The 17,527-nt window shown below is 62.1% G+C and carries 18 protein-coding genes and 2 pseudogenes; 10 read left to right on the plus strand and 10 right to left on the minus strand.

Annotated elements, in window-relative coordinates:
* Positions 1-630 precede the first annotated feature (630 nt).
* Positions 631-975 carry a response regulator gene (locus IVB41_RS12345; RefSeq protein WP_346770826.1) on the plus strand — a complete coding sequence of 115 codons (345 nt, stop codon included), beginning with the start codon at positions 631-633 and terminating at the stop codon, positions 973-975.
* Here the strand turns inward: IVB41_RS12345 and IVB41_RS12350 are convergent.
* From IVB41_RS12350 to IVB41_RS12370, 5 genes are all read right to left on the minus strand, one after another.
* Positions 972-1,316, minus strand: coding sequence for a response regulator (locus tag IVB41_RS12350; protein ID WP_249802597.1), 345 nt, complete (start codon positions 1,314-1,316; stop codon positions 972-974). The two genes, IVB41_RS12345 and IVB41_RS12350, sit on opposite strands and share 4 nt — an antisense overlap.
* Before the next feature lie 1,182 nt (positions 1,317-2,498).
* Positions 2,499-3,647, minus strand: coding sequence for a PAS domain-containing sensor histidine kinase (locus IVB41_RS12355; RefSeq protein ID WP_247431399.1), 1,149 nt, complete (start codon positions 3,645-3,647; stop codon positions 2,499-2,501).
* Positions 3,648-4,382 carry an alpha/beta fold hydrolase gene (locus IVB41_RS12360; RefSeq protein WP_249802633.1) on the minus strand — a complete coding sequence of 245 codons (735 nt, stop codon included), beginning with the start codon at positions 4,380-4,382 and terminating at the stop codon, positions 3,648-3,650.
* 133 nt (positions 4,383-4,515) lie between these two features.
* A complete protein-coding gene (locus IVB41_RS12365) occupies positions 4,516-4,929 on the minus strand; it encodes a response regulator (RefSeq protein ID WP_247431405.1) in 414 nt (137 codons plus the stop codon).
* A 157-nt stretch (positions 4,930-5,086) separates the two neighbouring features.
* Positions 5,087-6,022, minus strand: coding sequence for a Ku protein (locus IVB41_RS12370; RefSeq protein WP_247431409.1), 936 nt, complete (start codon positions 6,020-6,022; stop codon positions 5,087-5,089).
* A gap of 358 nt (positions 6,023-6,380) precedes the next feature.
* On the opposite strand from IVB41_RS12370, the pseudogene IVB41_RS12375 reads away from it, so the two are divergent.
* The 4 genes and pseudogenes from IVB41_RS12375 (at position 6,381) to IVB41_RS12390 (ending at position 7,956) form a co-directional block, all read left to right on the plus strand.
* Positions 6,381-6,628: pseudogene (locus tag IVB41_RS12375) on the plus strand (hypothetical protein).
* Between the two features lie 32 nt (positions 6,629-6,660).
* Complete coding sequence (locus IVB41_RS12380) at positions 6,661-6,939, plus strand: hypothetical protein (RefSeq protein WP_247431412.1); 279 nt, start codon at positions 6,661-6,663, stop codon at positions 6,937-6,939.
* A gap of 121 nt (positions 6,940-7,060) precedes the next feature.
* A complete protein-coding gene (locus tag IVB41_RS12385; RefSeq protein WP_247431415.1) occupies positions 7,061-7,198 on the plus strand; it encodes a hypothetical protein in 138 nt (45 codons plus the stop codon).
* Between the two features lie 548 nt (positions 7,199-7,746).
* Positions 7,747-7,956, plus strand: a complete 210-nt coding sequence (locus IVB41_RS12390; RefSeq protein WP_081747905.1) for a hypothetical protein — start codon at positions 7,747-7,749, stop codon at positions 7,954-7,956.
* Between the two features lie 82 nt (positions 7,957-8,038).
* On the opposite strand, the gene IVB41_RS12395 is transcribed toward IVB41_RS12390, so the two are convergent.
* Complete coding sequence (locus tag IVB41_RS12395; RefSeq protein ID WP_247432843.1) at positions 8,039-9,238, minus strand: PHB depolymerase family esterase; 1,200 nt, start codon at positions 9,236-9,238, stop codon at positions 8,039-8,041.
* A 42-nt stretch (positions 9,239-9,280) separates the two neighbouring features.
* Positions 9,281-9,715, minus strand: a pseudogene (locus IVB41_RS35605) (CopG family transcriptional regulator); the annotation flags it as partial.
* A 189-nt stretch (positions 9,716-9,904) separates the two neighbouring features.
* Here IVB41_RS35605 and IVB41_RS12405 point away from each other — a divergent pair.
* Positions 9,905-10,087, plus strand: coding sequence for a hypothetical protein (locus IVB41_RS12405; RefSeq protein WP_027568297.1), 183 nt, complete (start codon positions 9,905-9,907; stop codon positions 10,085-10,087).
* Positions 10,088-10,333: 246 nt separating this feature from the next.
* Here the strand turns inward: IVB41_RS12405 and IVB41_RS12410 are convergent, their stop codons facing one another.
* Positions 10,334-10,564, minus strand: a complete 231-nt coding sequence (locus IVB41_RS12410; RefSeq protein WP_247368085.1) for a hypothetical protein — start codon at positions 10,562-10,564, stop codon at positions 10,334-10,336.
* A gap of 723 nt (positions 10,565-11,287) precedes the next feature.
* On the opposite strand from IVB41_RS12410, the gene IVB41_RS12415 reads away from it, so the two are divergent.
* The 4 genes from IVB41_RS12415 to IVB41_RS12430 all read left to right on the plus strand — a co-directional run bounded on the left by IVB41_RS12415 (position 11,288) and on the right by IVB41_RS12430 (position 14,491).
* Complete coding sequence (locus tag IVB41_RS12415) at positions 11,288-11,590, plus strand: hypothetical protein (protein WP_247431419.1); 303 nt, start codon at positions 11,288-11,290, stop codon at positions 11,588-11,590.
* A 119-nt stretch (positions 11,591-11,709) separates the two neighbouring features.
* A complete protein-coding gene (gene ligD, locus IVB41_RS12420; protein WP_247431422.1) occupies positions 11,710-13,527 on the plus strand; it encodes a DNA ligase D in 1,818 nt (605 codons plus the stop codon).
* Between the two features lie 5 nt (positions 13,528-13,532).
* On the plus strand, positions 13,533-14,030 hold the full coding sequence (locus IVB41_RS12425) for a hypothetical protein (RefSeq protein ID WP_247431425.1): 498 nt from the start codon (positions 13,533-13,535) through the stop codon (positions 14,028-14,030).
* A 5-nt stretch (positions 14,031-14,035) separates the two neighbouring features.
* Complete coding sequence (locus tag IVB41_RS12430) at positions 14,036-14,491, plus strand: type II toxin-antitoxin system VapC family toxin (RefSeq protein ID WP_247431428.1); 456 nt, start codon at positions 14,036-14,038, stop codon at positions 14,489-14,491.
* Between the two features lie 384 nt (positions 14,492-14,875).
* Here IVB41_RS12430 and IVB41_RS12435 read toward each other — a convergent pair whose 3' ends face one another.
* Together IVB41_RS12435 and IVB41_RS12440 are read right to left on the minus strand one after the other, a co-directional pair.
* A complete protein-coding gene (locus IVB41_RS12435; protein ID WP_247431431.1) occupies positions 14,876-16,648 on the minus strand; it encodes an adenylate/guanylate cyclase domain-containing protein in 1,773 nt (590 codons plus the stop codon).
* A gap of 256 nt (positions 16,649-16,904) precedes the next feature.
* Positions 16,905-17,102 carry a hypothetical protein gene (locus IVB41_RS12440; RefSeq protein WP_247431434.1) on the minus strand — a complete coding sequence of 66 codons (198 nt, stop codon included), beginning with the start codon at positions 17,100-17,102 and terminating at the stop codon, positions 16,905-16,907.
* Positions 17,103-17,527: the final 425 nt, after the last annotated feature.

Below are 17,527 nucleotides of genomic sequence, written 5' to 3' on the forward strand. Positions count from 1 at the left end.
TCACGAAAGGCGTGCTTTTTCGTTCGGTCTGGTGAGCTGACGCAGCGGTGCCGCGGCCAATTGTTTTGGCGCAGCCAGCCAATCGTCCATCTGGGCTGCCGCCTCGGCTTGCCGGCTTCGCCTAATCAGACTCTCTCGCTGGGTACCCGGCGGCAACTGATTGGCCGCTTCCCGGCACTTGGCTACCTCTTCAAGCAGCCGCACGTGAAATGACTTCGCTTGAGTTATCCGGCGGCGACTTTGAGTCATGCGTGAGCATCCTTTGGAGGGTGCAACGCGCATTCCCCACTCGCTTAACGCGCGACAGGAACTTACGTTCCAAAACGCGGAACTGCTGCGGGCATCTAAAGCAGCATCCGCAGCCTCCATGAGAACGCTCAATAATGACGCGGGGTTGCCGATGGTAATCGCCTTCCGGCCTAGGGGTATCGTGCAAGAAGCTCAAGGCGCCTCCGCAGAGGAATGCCATCGCTGCGGTCAAAAGCCCAGCTTCGTGACATCCATTCTTGAGCCGCCAACAGGCCGCTTTCTTTCGGATTTATAGATGCGACAATTGTGGTGAGCAGTCATGGAGGTCGGAGCAATGTTAAAGGTCCATGTAATTGGGTAAAGTGCCCTGGGGCAGCGCATATGGCATCTGTACTTCTGGTCGAAGATGGACCGCTCATTCGCATGATGATTGCGCACATGCTGGCGGAGTTGGGCCATAGCGTTGCTGGCGAGGCTAACGATCTGCAGAGTGGGCTTCTGCTCGCTTCTGCCCCATGCGTTGACGCCGCCATTCTCGACGTACAGTTGGAAGAGATCGTTCTGAACCCATCGCAGAAGCCCTGCGAAGCAGGGGCATACCGTTTGCCTTCGCAAGCGGGTATGGCGCGGACGGGGTGCCCGAAGGATTCGCGGGTCATCCGGGCCTTCAAAAGTCATTTCCTCTGGAAAGAGCTTGAACGCTGTTTAGCGACTCTGCTGCCCTAACAAACGCCCGTAGTCTGTTCCATCACGCGCGCGAGGTCTTCTTCCGAGAACGGCTTCCTGAGCATCGGGAAGCCATCACGCCTTCGCTCGCGGCCCGATAGCTGGAGAACTTTGAGTGAGGGCCGAATGCGCATGGCGCGTTCAGCCAGTTCATGGCCGTCCATGCCGGGCATGTTGATGTCGGTGATCAAGATCGAAATGTTCTGCTGACGCGTCAATTTTTCCAGGGCTTCATCGCCGCTGTTTGCGCATACGACCTGGCAGCCAATGTCTTCGAGCATGCACGCGATCACGTCGAGCACGGCGGTGTCATCATCAACGACTAAAACTGTATGTCTCATTGAAAAAACCTCTGATTGCTTAACTTAGGTGAAGTTCGGAAGTTCCGACAATCGCTAGTCCATCTATCCTGAGGGTTTTCGCCTAACGCCGTACCGGCGACATCCACCAAGGGGTCCTAACCCACGGCTGGTGCACTGGATTTGCCTACATTGAGGTTCGTGACCACGCTGGACTGTGCAACTCTAGTCCTGAGCTGATCTAGCCAATGTCCGCAATCAAATAGGCCCCATGTCGTGCGTGGTCCGTTACCTTGCCATCACTGTCCACGATTCCAGGGCGTCGGTGACTGAGAGACGCCAACGCGCTCCCGCCTTTTGAGCCGGGAGAGCCTCGTGTCGCGACCATTTAGCCGACAAACAGAAGAACTACTCGCTCGGGCTCAGCGGCCCGTCGACGACGCCATTCAAACGCGTCAAACCACGCGGCTCTTGCTTATGGATGCCAAGCAGCGCCGGCAAGCGGCTTTTCCTAACCAGCCTAGTCGGAGTGAACTGTAGTGCCTTAACGGACGTATAAGAGCATGGATCACGAAAGAGAAAAGGAAGTCACTCAGGACAAGTTGGCGCGATGCCTGCAGCTTGCGCGGGAGTTCGCCAGTGGTCCAACAGCAGAGATGATACGCGACCTCGAAGCAGAGCTTCGCGGGCAACTCGGAAGAAAAGATTAGGCGTACGGGGTGAGCGGCAGCTCTTAGACGGTAACCGCGGCCGCTCGTAGGCCTATCTGAGTCAGAAGTCATCTAGACAGTAGGTAGTGCAAGAGCGCAAACGTGATCCGCCGCAGCTTCCCAGCCGCGTTTCACGCCTGATGTGGCGAAGCATGCCGTGTGCCGGGTTCTCGGGTTGGAGCCAGACCCGCTTGCGGGGTCGCCGCCGTTAGCGTTTGACGGTACTCACCGTCGACCACGGCCAGTACCATTGAGGAATCGACGGGCGTGCGCGAGCCGTCGGGCGACCTGGCGGCAGGATTTTCGATGAGCAGCTCGTTCGAGTCGAGCGCTACAACTATCTGCTGAGGTGTCGCGATGCGCCGTTTCCGAAGCGGCCCTCGAGGACGTCACGCACCTTCCTAGATCGCTGAAACCGAACGGCTCGACGATATCCCGTCGTGAACAGAACCTTTCCGCGCTCAGCCTACGATGACACCTCCGCCGCAGGGGCCGCTCTTGCGGTGCGAGACCACTAGGGCCGAAGTGCCCCTTCGCCTTGCAGCGGCATACGGAAGGTGAACCTGGTCTCCGCTTCGGACGAAGCGACGTCAATCGAACCCCCGTGAGCTTTGGCAATCTCCGCAGCGATGTAGAGGCCCAGCCCTAGCCCTTGCGCCGGTCCGTGAGCCTCTCCCCGGTAGAACGGCTGAAACAGGCGTTTGCGAGCTTCCTCCGGAATGGCAGCGCCTGCGTTCGCCACGGAGAGTTCGAACATTTCTGCCTTGGCGCTCGCTTCGACGCGCACCGGCTGGTCCGGCGCGCCGTGGCTGATCGCGTTGCCGAGCAGGTTGGAGAACAACTGCGCGACGCGGGTGGGATCGCAGAACACTGGGGTTTCAAGTTCGAAGTGGGTTTTGATGTCGCGCTCCGGATGCGCGGCGCTCAGTTCCGCGACCACCTGATCGAGAACGGGCTCGATGGCGGTGATGGCCTTCGACAGCGAGATGCCTCCGCCGAGCCGACCTCGCGCCAGATCCATAACGCTTTCGATCATCTTGGCCATGCGCCCCACGCTGCTCTGCATCATGGCCTCGAGCCGCAGCGCGTCCTCCGGCGTCTTGGCCTTGAGCATCAGCCGCGCGCCAGCCGCGATCGATGCGAGTGGATTGCGCAGGTCATGGCCGAGGACGGCGATGAACTGCTCGCGCAGTTCGGCATTTTCGCGCTCCTGTCGCAGACGCTCTTCCAGAGCCGTCTTGAGCTCGTCGCTCTCGTTGCGCGCGTCGATCAGCCCGCGCTCGTAACGGCGCCGGTCTGTGGCCCGCATGATCGTCAGGCGCGTGAACAGGAGCGCATCAGCGTCGGTCCGCCGCTCACGCGCGTTGGCGATTGCCGGCAGCCGCGTTCCGGTTTTGGTCAGGAGATCGAGCGCGAACTCGTCGAAGAAGCCCTGCATGCGCAGCAGCGGCGCGACATGGGTCTCCAGGAATATGCGCCCCGCCATGTTGAGCAGCTCGCTAAGCCGCATCCCGGGAAGGTCATCGGGCTGGTAGCCCATCCAGCCCGCAAGGGTCCGATTGGCCCGATCGATGCGACCGTCCGGACGAACGGAGAGGTACCCGCAAGGCGCGTTTTCGTAGAGATCTTCGAAGTCGCTGTCGGCGGGATGATTGTTGTTCACTCAGACGAAATCTCGAATTGCGGCGACGACTTCGTCGGGCGCGCTGAGGTTGGGACAATGGCCGGTCGCCTTCAGCACGACCATTGTGCTGTTCGGGATGTTGCGGTGGACGTACGCACCCACTTGTTGCCCGGCGATGATGTCTTCGCTGCACTGGAGAATCAGCGTGCGCGCTTTGACCTTGGCCAAATCGGCCCGGTTGTCTGAGAGAAAGGTGACCCGGGCAAATTCCTTGGCGATGGCTGGGTCGGTACGGCAGAAGCTGTTGGTCAGTTCCTCGCCGAGTTCGGGACGGTCGGAGTTGCCCATGATGGCAGGCGCCATCTGCGCCGACCATCCCATGTGGTTCTCCTCCAGAAACGAAAGAAGCTCTTCGATCTGCTGAGCGCTGAACCCGCCGACGTAGTCGCGATCGTCGATGTAGCGCGCCGAAGGCCCGACCAGCACCAGGCTCTCGAACAGTGTCGGATCCTTGGTCGCGGCAAGAACTCCGATCATCGCGCTCACGGAATGCCCCACGAATACGGCGTCCTTCAGGCGCAGCGAGCGCCCGATCTCGACGACGTCGTCGGCATAGCCGGACAGCGTCGAATATTTTTGACGGTCGTAAGCGGTGAGGTCCGAACGGCCAGCTCCCACGTGGTCGAACAGCACCGTGCTGAAATCGCGCTCGAACGCAGGCGCCACGAGGCGCCACATGTTCTGGTCGCACCCGAACCCGTGGGCAAACATCATGGCCCGCTCGCCGTGACCCCGGATCTGCACGTTGTTGCGGAATTCGATTGACACCGGGACCCACCCCCTTGCGCATGGCCCATTGTTCTCACACCCGTATCTTAGGTCAAACGGTGATCGGCGTATCCATCTTCTATTGCCGGGCTGACCCGCAGCGCAGGAGAAGTCTCGATATAGCCTCAACCAACTGGGCGCCCGCGAAGGGTTTGGCCAGGAGGACGCTTCGGGGAACGCCATTCGCCGCCCAGCGATGCGCGCTATCGCCGGACACGTACAGGATCGCGCAACTTGGTTCGTTCTCCCGCGCGAGACGGGCGAGCTCCCACCCATCCATCCTGGCGCGGCCCAAATTGATGTCGGTGACGAGAGCACGCGGCAAAGGCCTCCCGCTGAGAAGATTGGTTGCCTCCTCGCCAGATGCGGCGCTGAGTACGCCGTATCCTGCCTCCGCCAAGGTCTCCTCCAGCATCTCCCGCAGGAGATCTTCATCCTCGACCAGAAGAAATGTCGATCTTTCTGCGGGATCTTGGGAGTTGCTCAGGTGCATCTCGCATCTCTCATCGAAGAAGGGCACCGTCCACGAGCAAACGTGCCACCCGCTCCAACGTAGCAAGGGGCGAAGCGTTCACCTTTTCAGCCATCCGCGCCGAGCGACGAGTCCTTGCAGGAGAAATGCCGGTGTGGGCTCGATAACAAGCCTGCGGTTAGGCCGATTTCCGCTGCTTGGAGGTCGCGGGCTTCTTTGCCGCTGCTTCCTTCTCCGGTTTTTTGCCGGCGATCGGCATCAGCATTTCCTTCTGTCCGGCCCCCGCCTTCCGCGGGTTCTTGGCCGCCTTGCCCACTTTCGCCGGCGCCGCTTCTTGGCCGACGCTCCGACGCAGCGCCTCCACCAGATTGACGACGTTGGTCGCGGCCGGCTTGTCCTTCGGCGTGATCGGCTTGCCGGCCCGCTTCTGGTTGACGAGATCGATCAGCGCTGTTTCGTAGTGGTCCTCGAACTTTTCGGGGTCGAACCTACCGGCCTTCTGATTCACGATGTGCCTGGCCAGATCCAGCATGTCCTTGGTCACTTTCACGTCTTGGATCTCCTCGAAATACTCCTGCTCGCTGCGCACTTCGTAGGGATAGCGCAGCAGCGTGCCGACAAGACCCTTGTCCATCGGCTCGAGCGAGATGATGTGTTCGCGGTTGGTCAGCACCACCCGCCCGATAGCGACCTTGTTCATCTCGCGGATGGTCTCGCGGATCACCGCGAAGGCGTCGTGGCCGACCTTGCCGTCGGGACGGATGTAGTAGGGGCGGATGAGGTATCGCGGATCGATGTCGGTCTTCTCGACGAACTCATCGATCTCGATGGTGCGTGTAGATTCCAGCGCGATCTCTTCGAGCTCTTCCTTGGAAACCTCGATGAACTGGTCCTTCTCGAGCTGGTACCCCTTGACGATGTCCTCGTTCGGGACCTCCTCGCCCGTGTCGGCGTCGACCTTGAGATACTTGATGCGGTGGCCGGTCTGCGGGTTGAGCTGGTTGAACGAGATCTTCTCGCTCTCCGAGGTCGCCGGGTAGAGCGCGACGGGGCAGGTGACGAGCGAAAGGCGCAGGAAGCCTTTCCAGTTCGCGCGGTGGCCATGGTTACGCAACGCTCCAGGTACGGGGACTTGGATTCAAGACGTACGGGCCCGCGCGGTCCGACAAGCCGGCCGCCGTCCCCGAGATTCATCCGAAGGCCGTCCGACCTTCGGAAGTCGGGATAGTGGGTCTTAACTCCTGAGAACAAATCGTGTGAACGCAACCTCCAAGCAGTGCGATTCCGGGCCGGGGTACCTCGACGCCGCCGTCGAGCAGGCGATCGAGGCGTGCGGTGGTTGCGCCCGGGAGCCGGAAAGCCTTGCTGGTGGCGAATGGTTAGCGATGCAGCTGCAGGAGCTCCGCTCGAAGGTGTCAACCGGCCACGCCGGGAACGGCTTCCAAGGGCGCGCAAATGCAAGGACGAGCCAGATGTCTGAAGTGACCTACTATGTCGCTCTACCGTTCGTTTTCTCCGACGACAGCGTGGCCGCCGGCGAGGCGGCGGAATGCCCGAGCGCCAACGCCGCGGTCATGCGGCTGAGGCGCTCTCCCGCAAGCCTGGCCATGCCGGCGCCATCGCGTTCTCGCGGACCGGGGACCCGTCAAGCGGCGACTTCAACGACGCCAAGCTGATCCGGAAGTTCGGCGACGTTCCGGACGACCTCAGTACCTCATGAAACTCCACTGGGTCCGGAACGAGATCGCCCGCATGCGTGGGCAGATCCGCGCCCAGACGCGCGAAATCCACATGCTGCAGCGGGCTGGCGTCGCGACCGTCTCGGCCGAACTGCTGCTCTCGAGGATGCGGGCCAAGGTCGACGACCTCTGCCGAGAGCGGGGCGCGCTCCGGAAGGCCATAGTCGGCAAGCTACGGGCGCGGTCGATATCCAGCGGACGTGAGAGCTGGTTCACACCCGCAAAGTCTTTGAGGCCTAGGCTCCGCCCCGCTGCTTCCGGAAGGAGATCGATGATGGCCGCACACTGGTAAAGGTGCTCTCGCATACGAGGGGCGGGAGCTCGAGGTCGGGGGACTGAGATCATCGTGATCTTTTGCAGCGCGGGCCGCGGCCATGCTCGGAACGAGGTGTCGCAGCGGGTATTGGTGTCTCATGGACGACAGGAAGTGGATTGCCATCATGGTCGCGTCGATGCTGCTGCTGGTCGGCGTCGCTGCGTTGCTGGTTCAGCAACCGGAGCTAGTCGTGATCGGACATTCGGTGGTGAGCGGCCGTCCTTTCGCCTTCTGAGAAGTTGGGCCCGGCGGGGGGCACTGCCCTCACGAATGAGAGGCGTTCAACTACACGGGCGCCTCGCGGGCCGCGAATGCGCGATCGTTTCTGAGCACGTCGCTGCGGAGGCCGGCAGAACAGGCAGGCGACGAAACAGAGGCTGTCAGTATTCGCATGGGAGCAAATCCCGGCTGGGGTCGGTCGGCGCAAGAACGCCGAAGTCGCGGGGAAATCTCCTATTTCGCGGGCGGCCGTAGCGGGCTGTCCGCCCACTTACGGGCCGTCGGGTCCTGCAGCGGGTCGTCTCCGCAATTGGTGCAGACGTACCGCAGCTTCCCGTTGGCGATTTCGTCAGGCACAGCCTTCATCGGCTTGCCGCACGCCGGGCACGCCTTCCGGACCGGATAGGGCACTGGCATCTGATTTTCCCCTGCGACGGCCAGTCTACGTCCGCCGCCATGCCGATCTCAAGACGGTCGCGGAAAGTTGCAAGAGCGTGTCGTGTGCCTTCTTGACTCAACGACCGCGGGCTACTCAAGTCGGGGCAGTGATGTTGTGGGTGCGTCATGGAGCAGGAATTCTATCAGGGTCTCGCGCAGCGGGTCCGTGTCATCGCCGAAAGGGCCGATCCGTTCACCCGACGTCGTCTGCTGGATCTCGCTAAGCGGTACGACGCCAAGAGCGGCCCTGGGCAATCCGGAGCAACTGAACGACCACTGCCGATCCCGCGCACCACGCCGCCGGCTTCCATCTTCTCCGAACCGGGCGAGGCCTGACCTCAGGCCTACCCCGCCAGCGGGCTGCTCCGTCGCGTTCAGGCAAAGCGGAGATCCGGCGATGTGAATTCAAGCCCGCGCCCTATGTCCGTGTGAAGCTTGCCAGCGAATGCTCGAAAAAGAAGCGCAGCATCTCCCTGGTCGCGTCCGGCCCGCGCGGATCGGTGTAGGACCCGGCAGGACTGCCTCCCGACCAGGCATGGCCGGCCCCGTGAACGCTCCAGTGCTCGGACGTGCCCAAGCCACCTTCATCGGTGAGGATGGTGCGGGTATATGCGTGCCCCTCAGGTACTCGCCCGCGAAGAATTTCCGTCCTCAGGCTCGCATCTTCGCTCGGGCCACGGAGAATCCGGTCAGCATTGCTCGGATGCACCGTGGTATCGCGATCGCCATGGAAGACGATGGTCGGCACCGATGCGCCAGCCGTCCCGATCGGTCCAGCGCTGCCCTGCCGCATAGCGGCCAATGCGGACGGAAGGTCGCTGGCAGCCCCGCAGGCCAGGCCGGAGTGGACGCCGACGGCGGCATATAGGTCGGGGTACGTCGCACCCATGATGGCCGCGGCGGCCCCGCCAGCCGACAGGCCTGCGACGTAGACGCGCTTGGGGTCGATAGGATGCTCCCGCATGATCTGGCGGGTGATGCCCGCGATCAGCGAAGGCTCACCGCCATCCCGCCGCTGGTCCCCTGTGCGAAACCAGTTCCAGCATTTCGCATGGTTGGCTCCGCGTGGCTGCTCCGGATAGACAACGAAGCAATTCCGCACGTCCGCCAAAAAATTCATCCGGGTGCCGGCGGCGAAATCATCCGGTGACTGGGTGCAGCCGTGAAGCATGACGATGAGGGGACGCGGTCCTCCATCAGCGCGGCTGGGGATGAACAGCTTGTAGGTCCGACTTCCCGCCGCGTTGCTGAAGGTGGCAGAGACGAACCTTGTGCCGCCCGGCGCAATGTCCGCTTTGGACATTGGAGTGCGCCCGACCGGACTTGGCATGCCGAAACCGGAAAGATCTTTAACGCCGCCGAAGGGCGCGAGGCGATTGTGTCGTTTGGCAGGCGTGGCTTGTGAGGACGGCCCGCTCTCCGTCTCCTCGACGACACTGGCCTTCAGCTCGAGTGTCGGCGGCTCGAGCCTCGCACGCTCGACAGGCACAGTAGTTCCCCTTGTCGCTGCGGGGCCGCCGTCGCCGCGCAGCATTCGCTGCAGCAGTGCAGTGGCTTCGACCAGTTGGCCGGCGCGTGTGAGGCGAGTCGCTTCGCGAACCATGTCTGGATTCAGCATCGTTTCACCTCGTTCGGTCGGCGGAGCGGCCTTGACCGCGGGGCTGGCATGAAGGGCTCCGAGCACCGAGACCGAGGCAATTGTGGCGCGCGCCAGCTCGGGCGTGACGTCCTGGTCGATGGTCGCCAAGCCGAGAACGTTGATGTGCAGCATCTCGCCGTCGCACCGCGCCCTCTCGAGATCGACGCGAGCATAATTACGCAGCCCCAGGTCGAGACTTTTACGGGCGGTGGATTGCTTGACCACATCCGCGTGCCGCTCGAGCTGGTTGCGGATCGCGGTCCGGATGAAATCGGAGCGATTCGAATAAAACCCTTCCTGCACCATGAGATCGACCTGGCCGAGGTCCACATAGCCTAGGTTGATTGTGATCTTCTCCGTATCCGGGGTCCGGGGTCGCAGTTCGCGAACATTGTCGGTCATCGGTACATCCATTTGTCCATCCAATTGGATGGCGCATGGATGGTAAATGGACATTCACGGGGGAATTTCAAGGCGGCAGGCAAACGTCTCTCCCCGCCTTGCTTTCGGACCGGAGCCGCTGCCGTTTCGCGATTTCCCAAGGTATGACGGAACCCTTCGTCCGGTCGTCAGGTCTAACCGTCTGAAACCAACTGAGGGCTCGTTGGGCGGCGTGCTATCATCGTTGCTACAGGAGGAAGACACATGTCCACTTCCAAGAAGCGATTAGCACCCGATGATTTTCCGGTGACCGCCGAAGGACAAAAGATCAAGAAACAAGATGGCGAGCCCATCGCCACTACGGAGGATCATGAAACCGCTGCCGACCTGGCCGAGCGAATCAACGACGACGAAGCGCGCCGTGAGGAAGACAAATGGTCGGCCTGAGCGCCTTCTCTCGGCCGTCCAGCAGGGTATCGATCAGCTTCAGCAATTGCTGGCGCTCAGGGCCGCCCGCCGCTACGCGCAGCGCCCACACGTCACCATTGCTGCTTTCGTAAAGAACTCGCTCGGTCATACCGATCAATCGAACGGGCAATAATCCGTCCAGATTGGCCTAAGGCAGGTCCGAGCATCTGTGTCGATTTGCTCGCTCGCGACGAGCAGGGCGCGCTGCCGCAGCGCCCTGCACAGCTACTTCTGCCCGGACGGCGCCTGGGCGTTCGAGTTGCTCGGGTTATTGGCATTCTGCTTGTTGGCCTCATGATGTCCAATTGCGCAGCCGGCTACCGCCCCGAGCTTCCCATGGCCCGCCATGTGGCCGGCAACACCACCCACGATCGCGCCCTTGATGCATCCTTTGGCCTGCACTGGCGAGGCCAACGCAATTGCGAGCAGGCAGGCAGTGGCGACGATGGTTTTCATGATCGTTCTCCTCCGAAATAAAATCGCACCGATCATCAAGTCGGGGGAGCATCGCCGTTCCGCGAGAAATTCAGGCTGAGCCATCCAGTCCCTGCGGCCTACGCCACTCGGTGAGGCTCGTCCCCTTTCACTGCCCTCGCGCGTAGGAAACGTCCCACCTCATGGTGAGTGCACCGGGAGCATCTGAACTCGACCTCCACCTCCCGTGGGATGCTTTTGGGAAGGTTTGCGGCCATAGGCCATGCCCCGCAGTTCGGGCATTTTACCAGCAAGGTATCCGTTTCAAGCATGGTCGAGCTCTCCGCACCCGCGTGGCAACCGCACGAAACTGGAGACGTTCCTGCCCTTTGCGCCGGAGGGACAAGGCGCCGCTGGAGTGCCACCCGCCCGGCAGCAGACGAGGCAGGGACCGAATCTGCTCCAGCTCCCGGACCGAACGGGCGCTCCCGCGAGGGCTTGTAACGTTCGGCGGTCCGTCTACGATCCCGAAATGACAGAGCAAAAAGCTTGCCCGAAATGCGAGAGGACCATGGAGCAGGGCTTCATTCCCAGCCTGGGGCGTGGGCAGTTGCTCTGGTTTGCGGGAGTGCCGCCTGCCACGTACCGCGAGTCGTTCATGTTCGGCAGGAAGGCGCTTACCGTGACGACCTATCGGTGCTCGGTCTGCGGCTATCTGGAATCGTATGCGGAGGGATAATCGCCCGACGCTAAATTGAGTGCTTCATGGAAACGATTGCCACATCTACCGCCCTTGTGCTCGCGATGCTCGTGGCGCTGGCGTTCTATTCTCGCCTGAAAATAACAGGCCTGCAGCGGCGACTGGTCTCGCTGGAAAGAGTTGAAGCAAAGCTCGATTTGCTACTGAAACATGGCGGTCTGAGCTATGAGCCGCTGGGTGGTTCGACAGCAATAGAGGATGCGCTCAAAGCTGGCGAGAAGGTCCGCGCAGTTTCACTTTACCGTGCTGCGAACGGCTGCACCTTGGCAGAAGCAAAGGCAGCGATCGAAAGGGCGCAGCGTTCCTAGCCATCGTCACGTCGTCTGCCTCATGGAGCGCCTCGGCGTGACCTCCTAGACTGGAATTAACTTCGCGCCCGCGGTAGCGGGCTGGACGGAACGAATCAGCGCGACCGCGTTGAATCGGCATGTGTGCTGTGGCGTTGCGTCAGTCTCGTTTGGGGGTATCGCGCGTCCATGGCGCTGTCAAAGCTGCTGTTCCTGGTTACATCGAGCCGTGTGATCCCACCTTGCGCGAGAAGCCGCCGCGCGGCGAAGACTGGGTCTACGAGATCAAGGCCGACGGGTACCGCGCGCAGCTGCACCTCCGAGATGGGGATGCCAAGGTCTATTCACGTACCGGCCTGGACTGGACGGAACGATTCTCCTCGATCGCCGCAGCTGCCCACCAGCTCAAAGCAAACAGCGCGATCATCGACGGTGAGGCCGTTGTGTACGGCGGTGGCGGATTGCCGGACTTCCAGCAGCTGAGGCGCGAGCTCGGCTTCAAGCGCAGCGAGCGTGTGCGCTACCACGCGTTTGATCTCCTGTACCTCGATGGCTACGATTTGCGTGGCGTCGTGTATGAGGATCGCAAGCGCCTGCTGCAGCGGCTTCTGAAGGACGCACCGGAAACCTTCATTTACGTCGAGGCGCTTGCGGCCGACGGCCACGTGATCTTCGACAAAGGGTGCAAACTGGGCCTCGAAGGTCTGGTCGCCAAGCGGCTGGGCCAGCCGTACCGCTCGGGTCGGCAGGAGAGCTGGATCAAGCTCAAGTGCAAGAAGAGCGAGACCTTTCCGATCGTCGCCTTCGTGGAGAAGCTTGGGGCCCGCCCGCGCAAGGTCGCCTCGCTCTACGTCGGCCGGCGCGAGAACGGCAAGCTGCTCTACGCCGGCAAGGTGCGTACCGGCTACACCGAGACGACCGCGCGCGAATTACGCGAGCGGCTTGATCCGTTGATCCGCAAGACTTCTCCGCTCCATATGGCGGTCAAAAGGCCGAAGGCGACCTGGGTTGAGCCGACCCTCGAAATCGAGGTCCAATATGGCGCGCTGACCGATGATGGCTTGCTCCGCGAAGCTGTGTTCAAGGGCTTCCGCGATGATCTTACGGTGCGCAAGGTCAAGGCGCCGCGGCTGGTGCCGTCCGTCGCGGGCCGGCCGAAGCTGGGCGTCCCCCGAGAGAACATCCTGCAGCTTCTGCCCGAAGCCGTTGCTCCGTCTAAAGAACAACTCGCAGAATATTGGACCCGGGTCTGGAAGAAGGCGCTGCCGCACCTTGGGCATCGTCCGCTCAAGCTGGTGCGTCACGTGCACGGCACGACCTTCTATCACAAGGGGCTGCTGCCGAAGGACATTCCGGCCACCGTGCACCAGCTCCACATTCAGAAGCGCGAGGGCGGCCAAGGCACTCGCCTGTGGGTCGACAGCCTCGATGGCCTCCTTGGTCTCGTCGAGATCGGCGCTGTCGAGCTGCACCCGTGGAATGCGACCGCCGAGGACTTCGAACATGCCGACCGCATCGTGATCGACCTTGATCCCGGCGAGGGTGTCACCTGGGAGGCCGTCGTGGAGACCGCGCTCGCTCTGCGCACACTGATGAAACGCGAGGGCTTCGAGACCTGGCCCAAGCTCACCGGCGGCAAAGGAATCCATCTGATGGCGCCGCTGGATCAGCCGGTGCTGCACGATAAGGCGCATCGGGTGGCGCATCAGCTGGTGGCCGCTTTCGCAGCGCGCCATCCAGACCGCTACCTGCTGTCTGCGCAGGCAAAGCGTCGCGATCGTATCTTCCTCGATTTTCTGCGCAACGGCCGCGGGACGACGGCGATCGGCACCTATTCCCCGCGCGCCCGGGAGGGATTTCCGATCGCAGCGCCCGTGACCTGGAAGCGGATCGAGAGCGGCATCGCGCCGGACGCCTTCACCATGGACAATCCATTCCGCGCCAAGTCGAGAAGGTAAGCCATATGTCGGATGCATTCGATCGATGGGCGGAATGGCGCCACAAACCTCGCCGTGACAGGCGCAGCATTCCTGCCGAACTGTACGCCGCGGTGATGTCGCTGCCTGAGGCCGATCGGTCCGACCGGCAAAGGGTGAACGAGGTGGTTCGGTACCATGACGAGGCTCGCCGCGAGGGCAGAACCGTATGGCTCTACCTCGACGACTACCAGGACGGCAAAACGCGCGCGATAGGCGAGCCCGGGTGGATAAAGGTGTTTGCGTCTGCCGATGCGGCCGACAGGTGGTTCAAGGAAAATGACCCTGAAGGCGTGGCCTGGGAATACCAAGTGGACGGCGGCCGAGCCGAAGAATCGGTCTGGCTCTACTCGCCGGATCCGGGCTCCCGAGGCGTGGGAGATGCCGATTGGGTCAGGCTCTTTGTTTCCAAAGAGAGCGCGAAGGAATGGGATGAGGCCAACGTGCCGAAGCGCGAGATTTGGGAGTACCCGGTCCAGGAGTGACGCGCATGAGTGCGTTCGTTGACAACTCGGTTTGGTTTGCCGCCGCCGCCAAGCGGGACGCTCAGAATGGGCGCGCCAAGTCGATCCTCCAAAGCATCGACCAGCACCTTGCCACCGACCTGGTGCTGACCGAGACGTGGCAACTGCTCAAGGCCAAATTCGGAAAGGACGTGGCGGAAAGCTTCTGGGAGCGGCTGCGCGACAGCGGAGTTCGGGTCGAACCCGTCGTGCGCGCCGATCTGGATGCGGCTTCGGAGATTGAGGCAAGGTTTCGGGACGAGAGCTTTTCCTTCATCGACCGAACGAGTTTTGCGCTGATGGAGCGCCTGCGGATCAGCCGAGCAGCGACGTTCAACCCTGACTTCGCCGCGTACCGACCCCTCCGCGGTCTCAAGCGACCGTTTCAGATCGTGAGCGCAGGGCACAGCGACGTCTTCACTGCGCCGAGCGGCGCTTCTTGAACGCCGGCCCGTGCAGGTGACCAATGCCGGCCAACGCCAGACGGTCTGCCCCATACTGGGCCACGCCGCCGGCGAGGAGCGCGCATTCGCCCTCCCTTGTGGAGGCCGGTTCGAGCATCAGGCGTCCTCTCCAAGCCAGCTGGATCTGCCTTCGGCTCTCGAAGATCGATCAGGTTCGCTTCGCCGATGCGCCCTGGGTAGAGCGGGACTACCCGGGACCAGTGCAACGATGTGTCGATCAGGTGCACTTGGACGCGAGCCTGGTAGCTCGAGGCATCAGCCTCAGCTAGGGTACTCGTAAACCTCGGCTCCCTAAGTCAAACTGGAACTTACCTTCAGCGGCGACTTGTGACCTAAGCTGGACGTGACAGTCTCGCGGCGAGCCTACCCCTCCGGCACCCCTGCCAAGCGTAGGCCCTCGTAGATGCGCTCGCGCTGCGCCAGGAAAGTCGGGTTTTCACTGCGGCGTTCGTTCCGAAATCTGGCGACGGTGAAGTTCGGGTCGAGCCGGAGGCCGGCATTCCGCGCTTCTCGCGCCTCGGTAGCGCGACCGCTGAGGGCTGAGGCCGCCGCCAGGAAAAAATGAGGCATGCCGACGTTAGGATTCAATCCGACCGATTTACGTAGCCGGTCCACGGCAGAGTCGAGCCGGCCGAGGAACAGATCCGCAATCCCAAGCAGGGCGTGCCAGCGATCCAGTCCGGGATCACGCGGGCTGAGTCGGATTGCGTTTGTGAGACTAGCTTCTGCTTCTTCCGCGCGCCCGAGTAGCACCTTCATGAAGCCTGCGTCGGCGTGCGCCCAGGCCAGATTGTGATCCAGCCCGATTGCGAACTCAAGCTCGCTGAGCGCTCGTTCTGTCGCGCCCGAGACATGCAGGACGTTGGCGTGGACAAAATGGGCAAGAGCGTTGCTAGGAGTCAGCGTCAGTGCCCGAGTGATCGCGGTAAGCGCGATTCGTAGTTGCTCGTCCCGATTGATCGAGGCGAACGTGCGAAGTTCGTTGCCATGATAGAACGCAACACCGATCAACGCCTCGACGTTTTGGGCGTCCAACTTGAGCGCTTCGTCGAATAGGTCACACGCCGCACGGTCGCGGCGCAGCGACAAGGGTTGGTTGAGGATCGCCCAACCGCGCATAGCTAGATCTACGGCATCCATGTTGTTTGGCCGTTCGCGCTCGGCCCGGCGGCCTTCGGCAGCAACGAGCTCGATGCCCACAGTCCGAGCGAGCCGCGTGGTGATCTCATCTTGCATGTCGAAAATGTCGGCGCGCGGCTTGTCGAAACGTTCGGCCCAAAGGTGTGCGCCGGTTTCTGTGTCGATAAGCTGCGCGTTGACCCGAACGCGGTCAGCGCCGCCCTGCACGCTCCCTTCCATCACGTATCGAACGCCAAGTTCGCGGCCGATCACCCGGACGTCCAGTGGCTTGCCTTTGAAGGTGAAGGCCGTGTTGCGAGCTATGACGAAAGCTCCGGGAATGCGGGATAGGTCGGTTGTCAGACTTTCGGTTACACCATCGACGAAGTAGTCCTGCTCGCTGTCGCCATTGAGGTTGACGAAGGGCAGGACGACGATAGAGAGCCGCGGTGCGATGGCGTTGTCCGGCGCCGTTGCTACCGAGCGGGTGGGCGATAGCGTATAGACTTGGACTGGCCCGGCGATATTCTTCAATTTGTGGCGGCCGCGATCTTGCGCTGCGATATCGATCTTGCCACGTACCTGGTCATAGGCGGCACTGGACAGGCAAATACCGCCAGGCTCGGCAATCCCCTCCAACCGCGCCGCCACATTGACCGCATCTCCCATGAGATCGCCGTCTTCCTCCACGACCACGTCACCAACATTGATGCCGATGCGGAATTCAATGCGCTTGTCCGGCGCTAGGTCGGCGTTGCTCCCGGCCAAGGCCCGCTGCACATTGATCGCCGTACGAACCGCATCTACAACCGACGCGAACTCGGCCAGCAAACCGTCTCCAGTAGTTTTGACGATGCGACCTCGATGGGCAGTGATGGCGGGATCGATCAAGTCCTTGCGAAGGTCCCGGAGGCGATCGAGCGTACCTTCCTCGTCACTGCCCACAAGCCGACTGTAGCCGACTGCATCGGCCGCCAGGATCGTGGTCAACCGTCGGATGTGCCGGTCGATCGCCAAGTCGCCCTCCTGGATGATCGCGGCCAGTCTACGCAGTTGGCTGCGGCTGCCAAGGAATTTCACATCTTGGACGAACTCGAGGTGTCCGGTCCGGACCTAAGTCTGACCTATGGTGAGATGCCGCCGGATATCAGAAGCAGAGCGGACGTCATAGCGCCCTGAGTCAGCGCAGATTTTTGACTAAGCACCGTAGTTTGGTGGCGCCGGGCGGCGCTTCTTGCCGGCCCATGACGACTCGCGGCTCGCCGGGAGCAGGTTAGTTCCGCACGATCGGATCGCGAAGTGCACTCCTGCCGATCTCCTTCAGCCCGTCGACCGATGTCTCGCCCTTGCTGGCGGCTTCGAGGATCATGGAGGCGACGCGGGTGCGGGCAGAGGTCTCGTAACGTGACACGCTCTCGCACACCTCGTCGAGGACCGCGCGCAAAAGCGCGGTGGTTTCAGCATCGAACATTGGAGGTCTCCCCAGCGAAAGCGCGATCCTGCATGAACCGCCCACACCGGGATTCACGCAAGTTACTGATGACGAAAAAATTCTGCGGGAGGACGAGGAGGAATGAGCGTGGCCCCGCCTTTTGGGGGCTAGAGGGCGGAGCCACGCAGGCCGTGCATTCGCGCGGAGGCCCGCCGCATCTACCGTGGCCGGCCGAGCCCGTTCCACTGCTTGAGGCAAAGTCCGCGCGCAGCGAAGGACCTACCGCTCCGAAGGGCCGCAGCGAGCCGTCGATCGGGTTGCGCAGCGGGTCGTCGTCGCAGTCGGCCCAAGCTCAGTGCCGAAATGATGCTGCGCACGCGGCAGTCTGGTCGGAGGGCCCCTGCCGGTGGTGTTAGCCTCACCAGCGAGGAATTGAGGTCGTAGATGGGTGCGGCATCGCACTT

Source organism: Bradyrhizobium sp. 44, assembly GCF_023073095.1.
Classification (GTDB): Bacteria; Pseudomonadota; Alphaproteobacteria; order Rhizobiales; family Xanthobacteraceae; genus Bradyrhizobium.

Bases quoted from the DNA above. Each gene is read 5' to 3' on its own strand.
- IVB41_RS12385 (WP_247431415.1), top strand. From the start codon at position 7,061: ATGGACGACAGGAAGTGGATTGCCATCATGGTCGCGTCGATGCTGCTG.
- IVB41_RS12380 (WP_247431412.1), top strand. From the start codon at position 6,661: ATGCGTGGGCAGATCCGCGCCCAGACGCGCGAAATCCACATGCTGCAG.
- IVB41_RS12430 (WP_247431428.1), top strand. From the start codon at position 14,036: ATGAGTGCGTTCGTTGACAACTCGGTTTGGTTTGCCGCCGCCGCCAAG.
- ligD (WP_247431422.1), top strand. From the start codon at position 11,710: ATGTGTGCTGTGGCGTTGCGTCAGTCTCGTTTGGGGGTATCGCGCGTC.
- IVB41_RS12360 (WP_249802633.1), bottom strand. From the start codon at position 4,382: ATGATGTTTGCCCACGGGTTCGGGTGCGACCAGAACATGTGGCGCCTC.
- IVB41_RS12395 (WP_247432843.1), bottom strand. From the start codon at position 9,238: ATGCTGAATCCAGACATGGTTCGCGAAGCGACTCGCCTCACACGCGCC.
- IVB41_RS12415 (WP_247431419.1), top strand. From the start codon at position 11,288: ATGGAAACGATTGCCACATCTACCGCCCTTGTGCTCGCGATGCTCGTG.
- IVB41_RS12425 (WP_247431425.1), top strand. From the start codon at position 13,533: ATGTCGGATGCATTCGATCGATGGGCGGAATGGCGCCACAAACCTCGC.
- IVB41_RS12350 (WP_249802597.1), bottom strand. From the start codon at position 1,316: ATGAGACATACAGTTTTAGTCGTTGATGATGACACCGCCGTGCTCGAC.
- IVB41_RS12440 (WP_247431434.1), bottom strand. From the start codon at position 17,102: ATGTTCGATGCTGAAACCACCGCGCTTTTGCGCGCGGTCCTCGACGAG.
- IVB41_RS12345 (WP_346770826.1), top strand. From the start codon at position 631: ATGGCATCTGTACTTCTGGTCGAAGATGGACCGCTCATTCGCATGATG.
- IVB41_RS12410 (WP_247368085.1), bottom strand. From the start codon at position 10,564: ATGAAAACCATCGTCGCCACTGCCTGCCTGCTCGCAATTGCGTTGGCC.
- IVB41_RS12405 (WP_027568297.1), top strand. From the start codon at position 9,905: ATGTCCACTTCCAAGAAGCGATTAGCACCCGATGATTTTCCGGTGACC.
- IVB41_RS12365 (WP_247431405.1), bottom strand. From the start codon at position 4,929: ATGCACCTGAGCAACTCCCAAGATCCCGCAGAAAGATCGACATTTCTT.
- IVB41_RS12390 (WP_081747905.1), top strand. From the start codon at position 7,747: ATGGAGCAGGAATTCTATCAGGGTCTCGCGCAGCGGGTCCGTGTCATC.